We start from the raw sequence: 17,095 nt of genomic DNA on the forward strand, positions 1-17,095 counted from the left end.
AAGTCCATCATAAGAACGCTATTATTCATTTCAGCCTACCTCTCAACATGCTTTTATTTATTACAACTGCTTGTTGCTCTACAAAGAGCATGCCAGTTTCAACCGTCAAGTGGATTACAATGATTTAGCGCAATTAAATGGGCTTTGATAGAATGCCTGTAAACATCATTTACAGATTGGTGGGAGTCAGCTATCAACATCGTTAACACTGAAGCCATGACTTTGATAACCGCTTTCTATATATCCATGAGCCTAACAGTTATTACGGCTGTTCTGGCAGGAGCTTGGTTGATCATAAAATCAACACATCATAAGGTCTTGCGGCCTTTGGCTGGTTTTTGTTTGGCAATGGCTGGATGGTGTGCTGGGCATTTACTTGTGCAGTTTGAGGAGATGATCATTCGCCAAACAGGTTTGGCACTCTTATTAGCCAATCCGTTTATTCCCACCTTTTTTCTTCACTTTACGCTTAATTTTATTGGTGAGACTGGTCAATCTCAATCATCACCAGCATTGATAAAAACAATGCAACGTCGTGTGGGTATTTGGTATGTGCTTGCTGCGGTTGTATCTATTATTAGCTGGTTGGCTGCCGATAACTTCTTGCAACCTTGGTTATCTTTTAGTGCCTTTATTCATTTGGCTGGGTTTGGCTGGGTGAATCTAGCTTATACCGTACTTGTCGGTTTAGAAGCACATTCGTTACTTATCTGGGGATGGCAAGTTAGTTCTGCAAATAAACGGCGCTCTATTGTAGCAATGTTTATTGTTGGCGGCTGGGGATTACTCTTAGCAACGAGTTTTGTATTTCCTTCAATAGACATTGATATTTTTCCTTATCCCATGTTGTTACTGCCTAGTTATGCCGTTTTACTGGTTTATGGAGTAACTCGCTATCAGCTAGTGGAGGTCAATCAATGGGCTAGAAAAGCCATCAATTGGTTGGCATTAGTCACTGGGGTATTTATTGCTATTGCATTATTTAGTGCGATAGCGGGTTCATTCGGAATAACAGCTTTTGCTGGTGTACCACTACCTCAGTTATGGTTTTACTCATTGTTTGTATTAGCAGTGGCTTGGATGCTAAGCCAGCCTGCTCATTTATTAGCTGATCGGATTATTTATCCAGGAGCACATTTGGATCAAGGAACGCTTGATCAGTGGCTAGCAACCTTGCAGCAATCTCAGAGTTGGGAGTCGCTAAAAACAACGGCTGAACAGCTGCTTCAACAGCATGTTGGACGAATGTTGCGTGTTGAGTTTGCTGTAGATGAGCAGCATCAAGACCCTACTATTTATTGTTTAAAGCATTCAGACTGGGAAATTAAGTTGATTGGGTGGGAGGATTTAACACCAAGTTTGCGCCATGTAGGAGAGGTTTTTGCTGCATTATTATTGAGCAGTGCTCGCTTGGTTGAGCAGCGTTTACAACTAGCAAAACAAGAAAAACAACGGCTTGCAGAGCAGCATTTGGTGGAGCTAGGCAGTTTATCTGCTGCAATGGCTCATGAGTTACGTAATCCACTTAATATTATTTCAATGGCAGCTGCCCAAACTGATAAAACTACTCGCAGTTATATCCAAGCCCAAGTAGCAAGGGCGGACCAGCTGGTTAGTGATATGCTCAGTTATTCGGGCAGGCTGATGCTTAATTGTGAGGTGAATAAACTGAAGTTGATAGTATCAACGGTAGCAAGTTATATAGAACAGAATTATCAAATAAAAGTGTCAACTAATATTGAGAGTGATCTGACAGTATATGGTGATTGCGGAAAAATACAGCAAGTATTAACTAATCTTTTAGAAAATGCTGCAGCTTTTACTCGAAATCAACCAACGCCACAAATATTGGTTAGTGCAAGCAATATACAACAAGATGATGGCGATAATTGTTGTGAAATTATTGTCCATAATAATGGTCCAGCAATTACTGAAGAGATGAAAAAGCAACTATTTATTCCATTTGTTAGTAAGCGTGCTGGAGGTAGTGGGCTAGGGCTAGCAATAATTAGGCGAATAATGGAAGCTCATCAAGGGCGTGTGTATCACTCAGATTCTATGGGGTGGAATTGCAGTTTTATCTGTCTGTTTCCTTACCCTAAGGCTGCTGAAAATTGAGCAATAAAATGAATGATGAACATATTTTAGTAGTTGATGATGAGCCGGCATTTTGTGAGTTATGTAAGTTATGGCTTGTGCAACAAGGCTATACAGTATCTGTTGCATCTGATACTGAGCAGGCTAGACAAATTTTAGTAAAACAAACAATTGGCTTAATTTTGCTTGATTTGGCTTTGCCACCTTCCTTTACTCCAGAAGAAGGGTTGCAGTTGATTCCTGAGTGTGAAGCGCCAGTGATTGTCATGACAGGTCATGCTGATAGAGAACTTGCTTTAACAGCAATCAAAAATGGGGCATGGGATTTTTTAGCTAAACCGATCGACCCAGATATGTTGGCTATTGTTGTAAAGCGTGCTTTAGTCAAGCATGAATTAGAGCTGCAATTAAGTCAACTACGTCAACAGCTGGTGCAAGATGATGATATGGGGTTGGTAGGTGTCAGCGAAAATATTCAGTCTACCAGGCAATTAATTTCGCGAATTGCTCCTACCGACGTACCTGTATTAATTACAGGCCCTTCGGGCACAGGGAAGGAAATTATTGCAAAAGCCATTCATCAACATAGTAGTCGAAAAAGTCAGTCATTTATTTCTGTGCATTGTGGCGCAATCCCTGCTGATTTATTAGAAAGTGAGCTATTTGGTTATAAAAAAGGGGCATTCACTGGAGCGGATAAAGACCGGGTTGGCTTAATTGCATTGGCGGATAATGGCACTTTATTTTTAGATGAAATAGGTGAAATGCCGAGTGCAATGCAAGTTAAGTTACTAAGGGTATTGCAGGAAGGAAGCTTCTATCCAGTAGGTGGAAGGGATCTGGTTAAAGTGAATATCCGTATTGTTAGTGCTACCAACCGCGACTTGCTTGGGGCTGTTGCTGCTGGGCACTTTCGTGATGACCTATTTTATCGAATTAAAGGTATAACGATTCAAACGTTAAGCTTGCTACAGCGTAAACAGGATATACCTGCTCTGATTCAACACTTTTTACTCCGCTACAATGTTAAAAATCAGACAGTGATTACTATTCGAGCAGATGCGTTCGCATGGCTGACTAATAATCAGTGGAAGGGCAATGTTCGAGAGTTAAAAAATACTATCGAAAGCTTAGCTGCGATCGCTCAAGGGCAGCAGGTAACTACTGATGAGATTAGTTTTTTGTTTACTGGTAATGAAACCATGCTAGTTGAGTTAAGTGATGAGTCATTGGAACAGCAAGTGAAGCAGCTAGAGATTCGTTTAATTACAGCTGCCTTGGAACAGTGTAATGGGAATAGAACGCATGCTGCACAAAAACTAAAACTATCAAGACAGGGACTACTAAAAAAAATGGAGCGCTATGGTTTAAATACGCTTCGTGAACAAAGCTAGTGGCCTATGCGTAAAGTTATTACCTTATTTTGCGTATGGATTACTCAGTTCTGATTAAAATACAAACAATGAGCAGGACCAATATACGCTATTGATATGAAAATAAATGTATTACTAAAAGTTAGTTGGTTGGTTATATCATTATTTATCTTATTTGGTATGTTTTTGCCTTTGTTTACTTTAGAAAGGTTTTATTTTTTAGAAAACCAAGTATCGCTTGTTTCTATCGTTATTGACTTATTTAAAGAAAAGCAACTGATTCTCTTTTTGGCTATATTTATTTTTAGTATCGTTATACCTGTTTTTAAGCTTAGCCTGATTTTTGTAATATTATTTAGCAGTATATCCTCCCACCGAAAAGCACAATATATAAAGCTTTTACAAATTCTGGGCAAATGGTCAATGTTAGATGTGTTTATCGTAGCAATTATGTTAGTGACCATTAAGTTTGGCGTTATAGCTAATGTTTCTGTTCATGTTGGCCTGTACCTTTTCACCTGTGGAGTAGTGGGTAGTATGCTACTTACTCAGTTGTTATCAATGAGTCAGGATAAACCAAACATAAATTCATGAAATTTTAATAATAATCATTTTTCATGAGAATAAGATCGCGACACATGAATGGCTGCATGGATGCGGGAAGTTTTAATCTAGTTGGTAAAAGCCATGGTGTATAAAGAGTGATCAGCTGCTGCATATTGAGAAGTGGCTAAAGCCAATGTATTTCGCGTTATCCGATCATTTCACTAGGTTATTCTGTAACTGCCCACATATTGAAGTAAATCGTGCAAGCCTGCCTGTTTGGTCTAACAAAAAGAAAAAAAGCTTTATCTTCAATGACATATCAGTATTTGCTATAAACAAACAAATAGTGGTATGTAACTGTCAGCATTAGCATTTTTTACATAAAGCAGCATTATAATGGTACGTTTGGCGTAAAATGTTAAAACATGGCGTAAAAAGTCGGATTAAGAGTGATATTTAAGACCCATTTTGGCTTCAAAAAGAGACTCAATAAAGATACGATAAACTTTCTAGTGAGTGGTTATTCTATAAGTTTTATTTATCAGCCCAATAGTTTTTTTTAGGTGGTTTTTATACAAAAAAGCAAGACATAATGGAGTAACAAATAGTAACTCTTATTGTAAGGTATATATTGAAGCGTATTTACCCATAAGCGACTTCGGTTAGTACATATACCTGGGCTGAAAAATATTTTCATTGACAGTGTGATCGGCAACTCAAACTGAACATCTAGTCAATGTCTTTAATGAATCAAGTAAAGGGCTTGGTTTTAAAGGTTTTGATGTCCCACGCATTGTAAAAAGTGCTAGAAAGCTTAGCTACAAAAGCTCTACAGCTTTCCAGAACATAAAGTTGAAACTAAAAAATTGCTTTTGCATTCGCTCTAAGCTTGAACCATTTTTAGCTGCTTGCTCTTCTGGAAATCTATAGATGAGGCCTAACTAGTCTAAAACACGTCAATATTAGTATTTTGTTGATCGTTTTGTCTATTAAATGGCCAGTGTAGAACAAAGGAACTTATACTTCATTGCCAGAGTTTTTTGATGCAGAAAAAGCTTTTGGAAGTATAAATTAAGCTTATAAAGAAAATTACAGAAAATTCATTTAGGTTGAAAGTTTATATTGATTAAGCATGTCATATTACATTGAGAAGATACTATCTAGTAGTAAGCATGCTTCTTTAGAAAAGTAATCAGTACAATAGGCCAGTATAGTTTTATGTTTAAAGGTTTATTGATGAGGGGAGAAGCAGGGAATCTTGGACAGGAAGTTAAAAAAAATCTAGGAATTCTTATGGAACTTTCTAGAAAGGTAGTAATCGATGGTAGGCAATTAAGAGGAATAACATAGGTGATTTGATTGTGATCAACTAAACACATAGCTCTTGCAAATAGCAATTGCTGAAGGCCGGTTGAACACAACAAATTTAGATTTTGGTATAAAAAGCAAGCGATAGCTGCTTAATAGATAATACTAATCCTCTTCATTAACTATAAAAACAGCCTTTCGATTATAAGTTTGTTATATGCTAATAACCATGGGTGCGTTGTAAATATGACTAAGATTGATGGTAGAAAGCTGTCTCATGAAGAGTTAGAAAAAATCAGAATTGCTGCTGTGAAACGAGTTCATGCAGGAGAAAGTCCAGAGTTGGTCATTAAGTCAATAGGCTTTCATCGTTCATGTATTTATGACTGGCTTTCTCAGTATAAAGTACATGGTGAAGATGGCCTGAAAGCAAAGCCAATTACCGGGCGTCCTCCTAAGTTGACTGAGGAACATTTGAAGCAGCTAATATTGTTGCTAGAGAAAAAGCCAACTGAGTTTGGTATTGAAAAAGTGCTATGGGATAGAGACTCATTTAAGCAAATCATTGAGCAAGAATTTCATGTAAAAATCAGTAAGACAGGCGTTAGCCGCTTACTAGCTAAGCTGGGTATTTACAGCAAGGAAAACTATGATTTTTCTGCTAATGAAAATCTTAGTGAAAAAGTGTCTATTCTTAAATTAGAGGCTAAAAAAAGTAAAGAAGTATTATACTTTGTAACAAATCAGCGAATAGTGCTTGATAATGAAAGTGACATTTCTGTAGCTTGTTTCTGTGCTGTAACAGCCAAAGGTGACTTACGCTTTATAGTTGCAAATGCAGACAAAGCTGATCTTATCAATGACACATTTACTGAAACGTTAACAGCTACGGTACAAAAGCCTGTCAAACTGGTCAGATTGGAAGAACTTGAGCAAGAAATTCTTGTTGCAAACCGAACTACTAGTAATTCAGACTTAGTGAATGCACCACTTTATTCTGCTAGCCAAACGTCATTCGTATAGGCAGTAATCGATTTGCTACCTAATACCCTAAGATCACCCTATATTGCAAACTGCATGGGTGGTTTTACTCTCTCCTCAAAATGATACCCTTATTTATCTAGGGTATCATTTCCAGATTACTTCTTAACTTAAATCTCCTTAACATTGGCACTGCCTGTTGAGCAAGGCTGCTTTACAGGATGTTAGAGCTAAATAAAAAATACAAAAGGAGAATAATTATGGCAAGTTGTAACCCATTTGATGTTGCATTTAAAAGTGAGCCTGCAGTACTTTTCGAAAAAGTTAAAGTCATGCTAGCGCAGTATAATGGCACCGTTACAGGTAATGAGCAACAAGCATCATTTCAGTTGACTATTCCAGTTATTGGTCAGATTAAGGGTAAGTATGTAGTCAATGGTAAGGTAGCTACTATTACAATAACAGATCGCCCTTGGTTGTTAGCTTGTACTACAGTAGAGAAGTTTTTACGAGATAAGATTGCTGAAATGGAAAACTTAGATTTACATGAATTGCTTGTGTAAATAGCATGTAATAGAGCTTACCTGGCTTAGCCAGGTAAGCTTTTTTATGTCTAAAGTGAACTAAATAGTAGAAAGATGGCTGAGAATATACTTGATGGTTTTGTCTGCGTTGTTTTCAGCATCAATAATTAAGAACCAATTAGGGTTTTCTATATCAACAACCCAACAGCTTTTAATAAACTGATTTTCTTCTCCCTTAATAATATAAGCTACTAAGTTCCCTTTTCTTGTTAAAGTCACCTGGTCAGGTCGCTTAAAATCAACTTGTCTTGCTATTTTGTATAAAGTCAACTTTTCATTATAAAATGGAGTTGATGTTGATAATGAAGCCTTTGAAACTTCAAACATAAACTTAGGTATATCATTAGTGGGAATCTTTGTATTATTAAATGCTGGCCTTGATTTTTTATTTATTTTTTTGAATGATACTTTGCTGCCATTAGCTAATTTGACTATTAGCTCGTTATCAATTACTGCAATAAAAGATGTGTTGCTATTTAGTTTAATACTGTAATTGTTATATAATAATGGGACTAGTTGGCTGGTTTTTAATGGCTCCCTAGGCCAGCTTACTTCTTTTGCAGTATAGTCGCAAAAGTAGCTAGAGCAAGTTACTTTAGTAGAAGCGGTATTTTTAATATTTTTCTCAGTCTTACTAGAATCGGTTGCTGCTGTACTAGCAGTGATAAAGAAGCTAAATAATAAAAAAATAAGATGGCTTGTTAATAATATCTGCAGTTTTGTATAGATTTTCATTTTATGCCAGTGAGTCTACTCTTAAATATATGAAACTTTACAAAGGATTGGAGGTGAAAGCCGTTAAACAGTTATAAGTCTAGTTAATGAATACTTTATGAATAGGTGAAACAAAAAAATGTTGGACGATTTGTTGAAATTATGTTGATGCATTTAACGTTTTGTGTGTTAACACTATTCGCTAATATACAAAAAATATAATATTTACAGTGAGTTATTAAACTTGATAGCTGGTGTAGATATTGCTATGAATGAAGTAGCTAAAGTGATATTTGATTTACTGTGGTATAAAACAAAGCGTCATGCTTTAGATCATGCGAAGACAAGGATGTCACTAATTATGAACTTCATCATAGTACGAGTTAGAAAGCAAACCATAGTTGTATTTATAGGCTGTTTAATCAGCAGGTTAGTGCCGTTGAAGGTGTACATTTCCTCAATGATCGTGCTGTTTGTATGTTTTGTGAATAGTGGCTTCTCTAGTGCTGAAGTGTTGACGAAGTCAGCTTCCAAGGCTAAGGCTGTTGTCCAGCACAATGATAATGTTACTAATGCATTGATTGAATTAGGAAAAAGATTGTTTTTTGATAAAAGGCTATCAGGTGATAGTAATATTGCCTGTAGTGATTGCCATCAACCACAATATGGCTTTACTCACAGCACAGCATTATCACCAGGTTATCCAGGTAATAAACATTTTCGTAATGCACCTAGTTTAATTAATACCGCACTTAAAACCCGTTGGTTGCATGATGGACGAATTGCTACCAATTTAAATGATGTAGTCAGAGAAATGCTAACTGAGGACTATATCATGAATATGGATATGCGGTTAATGCAAGAGCGACTTAAACAGGACTTAAATTATTTAGCACTATTCGCTAAAGCAGGTTTAGGTGAACCAAGCAATAGTGGGGTTAGAAAAGCAATACCTGCTTTTCTAACAGTGCTTAAGTCTGCAAAGAATAATCATGATCTAAATAAATTAACTAAACAAGCCAAGCAAGGTAAAAAATTATTCTATGGAAAAGCTGGTTGCAGTCAATGCCATAGTGGACACTTGTTTACAGATGAGCTTCCTCATAATACTGGTGTGCCAGAGAATTTGTCTGTATTTCTTGATCCATTAAGACACCAAACCTTTATTGCTTTTAATATGTTTATGGGAGTTTCTGATTATATGTCACTTAAACGAGATATGGGTGCACATATATTAACCCATAAAGCTGATGGTAGTGATATTGGTAAGTTTATCACTCCAAGCCTTAAAGAGTTAATCTATACAGCCCCTTATATGCATAACGGTATTTTTAAAACATTAGATGAGGTAGTGTCTTTTTATAATAAAGGTGGTGGTAAAGATCGTTACCTTGATAAAAAAATTAAACCGTTAGGCTTAACAAAGGTAGAGCAAAAGGCACTGGTTGCCTTTTTAAAATCATTGTCGTCTCCAGTAGATATAGCTAAGAAATATATTGACCAGGAACAGCAGTATAGTTATTACTTAATTGAAAAATGGCAACAAAAAACAAATTGATATTTATTCTATACTGATACTAAGGGAACTGTATTATCTATACTTAAAGTTTTAGGAAGGCAGGGACTGCTAATGAATAGACTAAAACATGAATATGTTAGATTGTTTATTATTTTAGTATTTATTTTAAACCAGAACATTAGTGCCTCTCAGTTTCCACCACTTACTCCACTAGGAAAAGTACCAGAACCGCCGGATAATAAAACTACAGCAGAAAAAATAGCTTTAGGAAAACTTCTTTTTTTTGATGGTCGATTAGGTGGTGATGGATCAACATCATGTGCTTCTTGCCATGTACCAGAAATGGGTTGGGATTGGCCTGGTAAGTTATCATTGGGCTATCCCGGTACCATTCATTGGCGAAATGCTCAAACGATAATCAATGCCGCTTACTATGATAAATTATTTTGGGCTGGCGCTTCTAAATCGTTGGAGGAGCAAGCGAAGTCTGCAGCCAAAGGAGCCGTTGCGGGAAATGGCGAAGATGATTTAATGGAAGCTAGGTTGGCACTCATTCCTGAGTATCGCCAACAATTTAAAACTGTATTTGGCGATGAATGGCCTAAAATTAATAATGCTTGGAATGCAATAGCAGCATTTGAACGTACTTTGGTTCAAACTGATACCCCTTTGGATCGCTTTTTAAATGGCGATAACGGCGCACTAACAATAGAACAAATTGCAGGGAAAAAATTATTTGAAGGTAAAGCTGGCTGCATCCAATGCCATAATGGAGCATTAGCTTCTGATCAAGCTTATTATAATATTGGTGTGCCACCCAGTAGAGAGTGGCAAACAAATCCGCTTGCACAAATCACTATGCGCTATGAGCTTTATGCTAAAGGAATGGATGAACAGCAGTATCGACACACTAAAGCAGACCCAGGAGCTTATTTTCGAACAAAGCATCCTTCTATGAAAGGGAAGTTTAGAACTCCCTCATTACGTTATACCCTTTATACCGCTCCCTACATGCATAACGGAGAGTTAGCTAATCTAACAGAAGTTATTGATTTCTATGATGCTGGTGGTTTTACCAGTGAAGGTCGTACGACAGCTTACCCAGCAACAAAAAGTAAGCTTATTAAGCCGTTAGGGCTTAATAACAATGAAAAAAAACAATTATTAGCCTTTTTACAGGCATTTTCTGGCAAGAAAATTACAATTGAACGTCCTAGCTTACCAGCTTATAAGCCGTTGTTTAGTAAAAATGAGTTAAAGGATGTGAAAAAATGACGTCACTAGAAATAACAAATAATGCGGATAATAAAAACGCCTCTTGTTTAATCAATCGTAGACAATTTTTGCTTAATTCAAGTACAGCCGCTATAGCATCCTTTGTTCCAGTAGTAATATATAACCAAGTTGGCGAAGCTCAATCATTAACAGCCAAAATGGTTAAATACCCAAATAGACAGCTGACTAAGCTAAGTGAACTCAAGGTCAATGAGCCAATTAATATTAATTATCCAGATGATGGGAATAATACAGCTGCTATTTTAGTAAAATTAGGTGTACCTGCAGGCGGTGGGATTGGTCCTGATGAAGATATTGTCGCATTTAGTTATTACTGCAGCCATCAGGGAGGACCACTGCAAGGTACTTATAAAGCTGTTGATGAACATCGAGTATTAGGCCCTTGTCCATTTCATTTATCCTTATTTGACTTAACTCGTCATGGTATTTTAGTTTCCGGGCAAGCTTATCAAAGTTTGCCGCAAATTGTGCTGGAAATGCAAAATGACAATGTAGTTGCTACAGGCATTATGGGGCTACTGTTTGGACGTACTGATAATTTAATAGCAACGGCAAGAGGGTAAAACAATGGTTAGACATATTTGCTCCCAAGAAGATCATATCCCTCTACCGCCCCCTAATGCCGATGTTATTACAACTGCTTGTGATTACTGTGTGGTTGCCTGTGGATTTAAAGTTTATCGATGGCCAGTTAGTGAGCCAAGTGGAGGGATGAAAGCGAATGAAAATGCCTTTGGGATTGATTTCCCTAGTTTTCCCCTACAAGCTTGGGTTGCTCCTTCTCAATATAATGTCATTATGCATAAGGGAGAGCCCCACCATATCGTTATTGTTCCTGATAAACAAACAAAAGTGGTTAATAAAATGGGCGATTCAAGTATGCGTGGAGGGTTATTAGCTCAAAAGGTATACAACCCATTAACAGCGACTAAAGATCGTTTATTGCAACCGTTAATACGTGTTGGCGGTGTTTTACAACCTGCTAGCTGGGATTTTGTTATGGATGTAGCAGGTGAAATTGCTGTTTATGTAAGAGATAAATTTGGAGCAAATGCATATTGTGTTAAAACCTATTCATATCAATATATTGAAAATACTTATGCAATTACCAAATATGCTTTACGTCATTTAAATACGGCTAACTTTACTTTTCATGATACTCCCTCTGATGTCACATCGACACCAGGGTTTCGTGATGCAGGGTTTGATAATTTTGGCCCTAGTTATGATGATTGGGGAGCTGCTGATGTATTAATGATTTGTGGAACTGACCCGTATGAAACAAAAACAATTTTATTTACTCAGTATATAATGCCTGCAATTCAAAAAGGGATGCAAACAATTACCCTTAATCCGAGAGAAACCTCAGGCATTGCTTATATGAAAAAAATGGGGGGGCTGCATATAGATTTATATCCTGGCACTGACACTTTAGTATTAGGCGCTATTGCAAGAGTTATCATGGAAAATGGCTGGGAAGATAGCGAGTGGATTAAGCAGTGGGTAAATAATAAATGGGAGTCAAACTCAGGCTTTGGGCAAGGCACACGTAATACACCGTGGCAGTGGCGAACCACCTGGGGAAAATTTCAAACAAATGGTTTTGTTGATTATAAACAATGGAATTTTTCACAGCCAGAATATGAGCCAGGCTATGCTGCAAAAGTTGCTGGCATTGATGTTAAAAAAATATATTTAGCAGCAGCAATGCTAGCAAAACCTAATCCTGATGGTTCTAGGATAAAAGCCTCTTTTGGTATTGAAAAAGGTTTTTATTGGAGTAATAACACAGGCAATACTAATGCAATTTCAAGTCTGGCAACTATTTGTGGTGCAGGTGGGCGTTCTGGAAGAGTGATTGGTCGTTTTGGTGGTCATCAACGGGGTGGTGTTTGGGGAGGTAAATTACCAAGAAATAAATCTCCTGAAAAATTACCCGGTAGAAGACGTAGGGCTTTGGATGTTGATCGTTGGCTGGTATCAGGTCATACTCGATTAGCTCATGTCATAGGCACCACCTGGATTCAAGCGATGACGGGCTCACAAGGATTATATCGAAAATTTCGTGAATTAACCCAAGGGAACCCTCATCAAATTAATAGTTTTGAAAAAGAGAAAATTATTACCACACTTAAAAAACGAGTTGACTCAGGAGGAATGGTAGTATTTAACCAGGATATTTATTTGCGAGATCCCATTGGTGCTCGATTTGCTGATATTGTTTTTCCTGCAGCCACCTGGGGTGAAGAAAACTTTACTCGGGCTAATGGAGAAAGACGGTTAAGGTTATATCAGAAGTTTTATGATCCACCAGGTGAGGCTAAACCAGACTGGTGGATTATAGCGCAATTAGCGCGCAAAATGGGGTATGATGGTTTTGAGTGGAAAGATTCTAATAGTGTTGCAGAAGAAGCCGCACGATTTAGCAGAGGGTCTAGAAAAGACTTTTATATGGTCAAAGTGGCTGCAAAGAAAGCAGGTACTACTTTACATGAACAATTCAGAAAAATGGGTACAGAAGGAATTCAAGCCCCAGTATTTTTTAATTACAAAACTAATAAATTGATAGGTACTAAACGGTTACATGATACAGAAATGGGGCTGGAGGAGCTTGCAGAAAAAGGTTTAGAAAATGGCCCTCAAGGCGCTAATATTATACCTAAAACATTACTAGCTTTTAATACACACACAGGAAAAATTAACTTACAGAAACACCCGTGGAGTTTATTTTCAGACTTTCATCAATGGATGCAGCCTAAAGAAGATGAACTTTGGTTTACCAATGGTCGAATAAATGAAATATGGCAGTCAGGATTTGATGATACTCAACGGCGCGCTTTTACCATGCAACGTTGGCCAGAAAACTGGGTAGAGATACATCCTATTGATGCTAAAACCAGAGGAATTGAGTCTGGTGACAGAGTTATTCTATATTCTGATCGGGTACCCTGTTATAAAGATACTTTGCATGGTAGTTATGAGGGGCAATTTCAATTCTCTGAGCTGTTAGCAAAGGGACACATTGAGCTGGAGCAAGCAGCGGTCACAGCCATTGCAATGGTAACATCTGCAATTAAGCAAGGTGTGCTGTATTCCAATATGTTAGATATGCGTCAGCCAACCAATGCCCTAACTGCCAGAGTGGTTGACAATATCAGTGGAAATTACAACTACAAAATGGGCGTTGCTAGAGTAAAAAAAATGAGTGAGTCACCTTATAAACGTCAGTTTCGTAATTTTTCCTTTGTGCCTAGGAATATTGTTTAGAAGAGTTTGGGTAGTTTCTATAGTATATATATTCCTCTCTTAATCTCTCGTTGTCCTCTGCGATCATTCGGAGCCTATATAGGCTCTATTTTTTTGTCGGACAGTTTGTATTCTCTCTGCGATAGAGCTTCAAGGCTTATTGTAACCTCGTGGTATGGGAGTTATTGCTTAGCCACTATTTGACCTCTCTATCAGGTAATCAGTGATATCTGACAGGAATGTATAATTGTTGGTAAATATTATGAAATAAATTTATTTAAATCAGGTTCTATAAGATAATAGCTTAATAAAAGCTTGATATAAGGTTTGGTTATGATAGGGCTTGATATTGTAAGCGCATCCCGTTTGTTAGTTTTTTTAGTAGCTATTGCTTTGTTGGGCTACTTTGAGTATCGGTATCCATATCGAGTAGTGAAAAATAAGTGGGCTCATTTACTGAGTAACTTTGCACTTATTGGCATATCAACCATCATTCTGAGGGTATTATTTAAAGTATTATTACCCTTTTCAGTCGCTATTATGACAGCTAATAATAATTGGGGGGTAATCCATTGGCTAGGCCTGTCAGAGTTGACAGATAATGTCATTATGATGATAGGTTGGGTTATTATGCTAGATTGTGCAATTTATTGGCAACATCGATTGATGCATAAGTTACCCATGTTATGGCGCTTCCACAAGATACATCATGCTGATCGAGAGTTTGATTTCTCTACTGGTGTTCGGTTTCATCCAGTTGAAATGATTATTTCAGCATTATTTAAGTCTTTATTAATAATTTTATTAGGTATTCCTGTTATTGCTGTAATCATATTTGAAATATTACTTAGTACTTCGTCGCTATTTGAGCATGCTAATTTTCGGTTGCCAACAAGGGTTGACCTACTATTAAGAAAAATACTGGTTACCCCTAGTATGCATCGGATTCATCACTCAGTAGTAGTAACAGAAACAAATTCTAACTTTGGTTTTAATTTAAGCTGGTGGGATTATTTGTTTGGCACTTATCGAGATAAGCCTGCAACAAATGAAGCTACCATGCCTCTTGGCTTAATTCAATATCAACACAGTAATACATCATCTATCGGCTGGATGATGATGCAACCATTCAAACGGTTATAGGGCTTGTATTTATGTCTAAAACGAAGTTAATTGTATTGGCAGTAGTGCTTATTGGTGTAGGGATATTTTTTAGTCTTGATTTACATCAGCATCTAACCGTTGATGGTATAAAAACCCTATATGCAGAGCAAATAGGGCCTATGCAAGAAAATGATCCTTATATCCTTATAGCAATATTTTTTGTTATTTATGTGTTTGTCACTGCACTTTCTTTACCTGGTGCAGCAATAATGACCATTATTGCGGGGCTTATATTTGGGTTGTTAACAGGCGTTATTATTGTTTCCTTTGCCAGTACAATAGGTGCGACTTTAGCTTTCCTAATTTCAAGAACTTTGTTAGGCGAATGGGTACAGAATAAATTTTCTTCTCACCTTAAAACGATTAATGATGGGGTTGAGCGAGAAGGTGGGTTTTACTTATTTACTCTACGTCTAATACCAGCAATTCCTTTTTTTGTAATTAATTTAGTCATGGGTTTAACCCCAATCAGGGTACTGCAGTTTTTCTTTGTCAGCCAAATAGGAATGCTGCCTGGAACAATTGTTTATGTAAATGCTGGGGCTAGTTTATCAAATATAGAAGAGCTATCTCTCACTGGCTTGTTTACCCCAGGTATTATTATGTCATTTTTATTATTAGCTGCATTTCCATGGATTGCAAAAGGCATTATTAAGCTGGTTAAGCTCAAAAAGTCTAATTAAAGTGAAAAATAAATTTTTAACTCTTATGCTAAAAATAAGGTTTTCAATATGAGTAAACAGCCTCAAGCGTTTTCAAAGCCTAGCCAGTTTGATACGAATATCATTGCAATTGGAGCAGGCTCTGCTGGCTTAGTAACTTCCTATATCGCTGCAGCCGTTAAAGCAAAGGTCGCTTTAGTTGAACGTCATAAAATGGGTGGTGATTGTTTGAACACCGGTTGTGTTCCCTCAAAAGCATTAATCCGATCTGCAAAAATTAAACATTATATAGATAGAGCCGAAGAGTTTGGGCTAGAGCAGGCAGCTGTTACAGTAAACTTTGCCAAAGTAATGGAGCGGGTACAGCGTGTTATTAAAAAAGTTGAGCCTCATGACTCAATTGAACGTTATACAGGGTTTGGTGTTGACTGTATTACTGGTAATGCTTTAATTAAATCCCCTTATGAAGTAGAAATTGATGGAAGAATAATCACCACAAAAAATATAGTAATTGCTACTGGAGCTCGTCCATTTATACCCCCTATTCGAGGAATAGAAACTATAGATTATTATACTTCAGATACTATCTGGGAGTTGCGTGAACAACCAAATAGGTTACTAGTACTCGGAGGCGGGCCGATAGGCTGTGAGTTGGCGCAAGCATTTTCTCGGTTAGGATCGAAGGTAATTCAACTGGATATGGCCACACGTATTCTGCCGCGTGAAGATGATGATGTTTCCAGATTTGTAACTGAAAAATTTCAAGAAGAAGGTATTGACGTTCGGGTAAACCATAAAGCGATAGAGTTTAAGCAACAAGAAAATAAAAAAGTGCTGATAGCTGAATACCAGGGAGAAAATATTGAAATTGAATGTGATGCAGTATTATTAGCTGTAGGCCGCCAAGCAAATACTAAAGGACTAGGTTTGGAAGCGTTAGGGGTAGAACTAAATCCACAAGGCACAGTAAAGGTAAATGAATATCTACAAACAAATTATAAAAATATATATGCATGTGGTGATGTAGCTGGCCCTTATCAGTTTACCCATACAGCAGCTCATCAAGCCTGGTATGCCTGTGTTAATGCGTTGTTTGGTAGATTAAAAAAATTTAAGGTAGATTACTCTGTAATTCCATGGGCTACATTTACAGACCCTGAAGTGGCCAGAGTAGGGTTAAATGAGCAAGATGCGAAAGACCAAGGAATACCCTATGAAGTGACTTATTATGGTATTGATGATTTGGATAGGGCCATTGCGGATGAAGAAGATCATGGTTTTATTAAAGTGCTTACTCAGCCAGGGAAAGATAAAATTTTAGGTGTCACAATTGTTGGTTATCACGCAGCTGAATTAATAGCTGAATATGTGAGTGCAATGAAACATGGCTTGGGCTTGAATAAAATACTCGGTACTATTCATATTTATCCCACTTTGTCTGAAGCAAACAAGTATGCTGCGGGTATGTGGAAGAAAGCTCATGTCTCCCCCACAATTTTATCTTTGCTGGAAAAGTTTCACCAATGGCAGCGGAGACGATAGGTATTTATTTCGGACAGGATTAAACTATTAGGTTTACCCACATTAATAATGTATAAAAAGTGG

13 protein-coding genes are annotated in these 17,095 nt (G+C 37.3%); 12 read left to right on the forward strand and 1 reads right to left on the reverse strand.

The genetic code is table 11. The features are described 5' to 3' along the window. The first annotated feature begins 246 nt into the window (after positions 1 to 246). The 5 genes from OQE68_RS14655 (at position 247) to OQE68_RS14675 (ending at position 6,868) form a co-directional block, all read left to right on the forward strand. Complete coding sequence (locus OQE68_RS14655; RefSeq protein ID WP_255490848.1) at positions 247 to 2,118, forward strand: sensor histidine kinase; 1,872 nt, start codon at positions 247 to 249, stop codon at positions 2,116 to 2,118. Positions 2,119 to 2,126: 8 nt separating this feature from the next. Further along, the gene (locus OQE68_RS14660) at positions 2,127 to 3,491 is read left to right on the forward strand and encodes a sigma-54-dependent transcriptional regulator (protein ID WP_180568403.1); all 1,365 of its coding nucleotides are present in this window, start codon (positions 2,127 to 2,129) and stop codon (positions 3,489 to 3,491) included. A gap of 96 nt (positions 3,492 to 3,587) precedes the next feature. Further along, positions 3,588 to 4,064, forward strand: a complete 477-nt coding sequence (locus OQE68_RS14665) for a paraquat-inducible protein A (protein WP_180568402.1) — start codon at positions 3,588 to 3,590, stop codon at positions 4,062 to 4,064. Between the two features lie 1,506 nt (positions 4,065 to 5,570). Beyond that, positions 5,571 to 6,347 (forward strand): helix-turn-helix domain-containing protein, encoded by a 777-nt coding sequence (locus OQE68_RS14670; RefSeq protein ID WP_180568401.1) that lies wholly within the window; start codon positions 5,571 to 5,573, stop codon positions 6,345 to 6,347. A 218-nt stretch (positions 6,348 to 6,565) separates the two neighbouring features. Further along, positions 6,566 to 6,868 carry a hypothetical protein gene (locus tag OQE68_RS14675; RefSeq protein ID WP_180568400.1) on the forward strand — a complete coding sequence of 101 codons (303 nt, stop codon included), beginning with the start codon at positions 6,566 to 6,568 and terminating at the stop codon, positions 6,866 to 6,868. A 60-nt stretch (positions 6,869 to 6,928) separates the two neighbouring features. Here OQE68_RS14675 and OQE68_RS14680 read toward each other — a convergent pair whose 3' ends face one another. Further along, positions 6,929 to 7,624, reverse strand: coding sequence for a hypothetical protein (locus OQE68_RS14680; protein ID WP_180568399.1), 696 nt, complete (start codon positions 7,622 to 7,624; stop codon positions 6,929 to 6,931). Positions 7,625 to 7,871: 247 nt separating this feature from the next. Here OQE68_RS14680 and OQE68_RS14685 point away from each other — a divergent pair, with 247 nt between their 5' ends. From OQE68_RS14685 to lpdA, 7 genes are all read left to right on the forward strand, one after another. Continuing rightward, a complete protein-coding gene (locus OQE68_RS14685) occupies positions 7,872 to 9,161 on the forward strand; it encodes a cytochrome-c peroxidase (RefSeq protein ID WP_255490847.1) in 1,290 nt (429 codons plus the stop codon). Between the two features lie 72 nt (positions 9,162 to 9,233). Further along, positions 9,234 to 10,397, forward strand: a complete 1,164-nt coding sequence (locus OQE68_RS14690; RefSeq protein ID WP_180568398.1) for a cytochrome-c peroxidase — start codon at positions 9,234 to 9,236, stop codon at positions 10,395 to 10,397. After that, positions 10,394 to 10,981 (forward strand): arsenate reductase (azurin) small subunit, encoded by a 588-nt coding sequence (locus OQE68_RS14695; protein WP_180568397.1) that lies wholly within the window; start codon positions 10,394 to 10,396, stop codon positions 10,979 to 10,981. Before OQE68_RS14690 ends, OQE68_RS14695 begins: the two co-directional genes overlap by 4 nt. Before the next feature lie 4 nt (positions 10,982 to 10,985). Then, complete coding sequence (locus tag OQE68_RS14700; RefSeq protein WP_180568396.1) at positions 10,986 to 13,685, forward strand: arsenate reductase (azurin) large subunit; 2,700 nt, start codon at positions 10,986 to 10,988, stop codon at positions 13,683 to 13,685. Between the two features lie 312 nt (positions 13,686 to 13,997). Beyond that, the gene (locus OQE68_RS14705) at positions 13,998 to 14,807 is read left to right on the forward strand and encodes a sterol desaturase family protein (RefSeq protein ID WP_180568395.1); all 810 of its coding nucleotides are present in this window, start codon (positions 13,998 to 14,000) and stop codon (positions 14,805 to 14,807) included. An 11-nt stretch (positions 14,808 to 14,818) separates the two neighbouring features. Continuing rightward, positions 14,819 to 15,511 (forward strand): TVP38/TMEM64 family protein, encoded by a 693-nt coding sequence (locus OQE68_RS31120; protein WP_434801427.1) that lies wholly within the window; start codon positions 14,819 to 14,821, stop codon positions 15,509 to 15,511. A gap of 48 nt (positions 15,512 to 15,559) precedes the next feature. Beyond that, the gene (gene lpdA, locus OQE68_RS14710; RefSeq protein ID WP_434801426.1) at positions 15,560 to 17,032 is read left to right on the forward strand and encodes a dihydrolipoyl dehydrogenase; all 1,473 of its coding nucleotides are present in this window, start codon (positions 15,560 to 15,562) and stop codon (positions 17,030 to 17,032) included. Positions 17,033 to 17,095 lie beyond the last annotated feature (63 nt).

The organism is Spartinivicinus marinus, from assembly GCF_026309355.1.
GTDB classification, from domain to species: domain Bacteria; phylum Pseudomonadota; class Gammaproteobacteria; order Pseudomonadales; family Zooshikellaceae; genus Spartinivicinus; species Spartinivicinus marinus.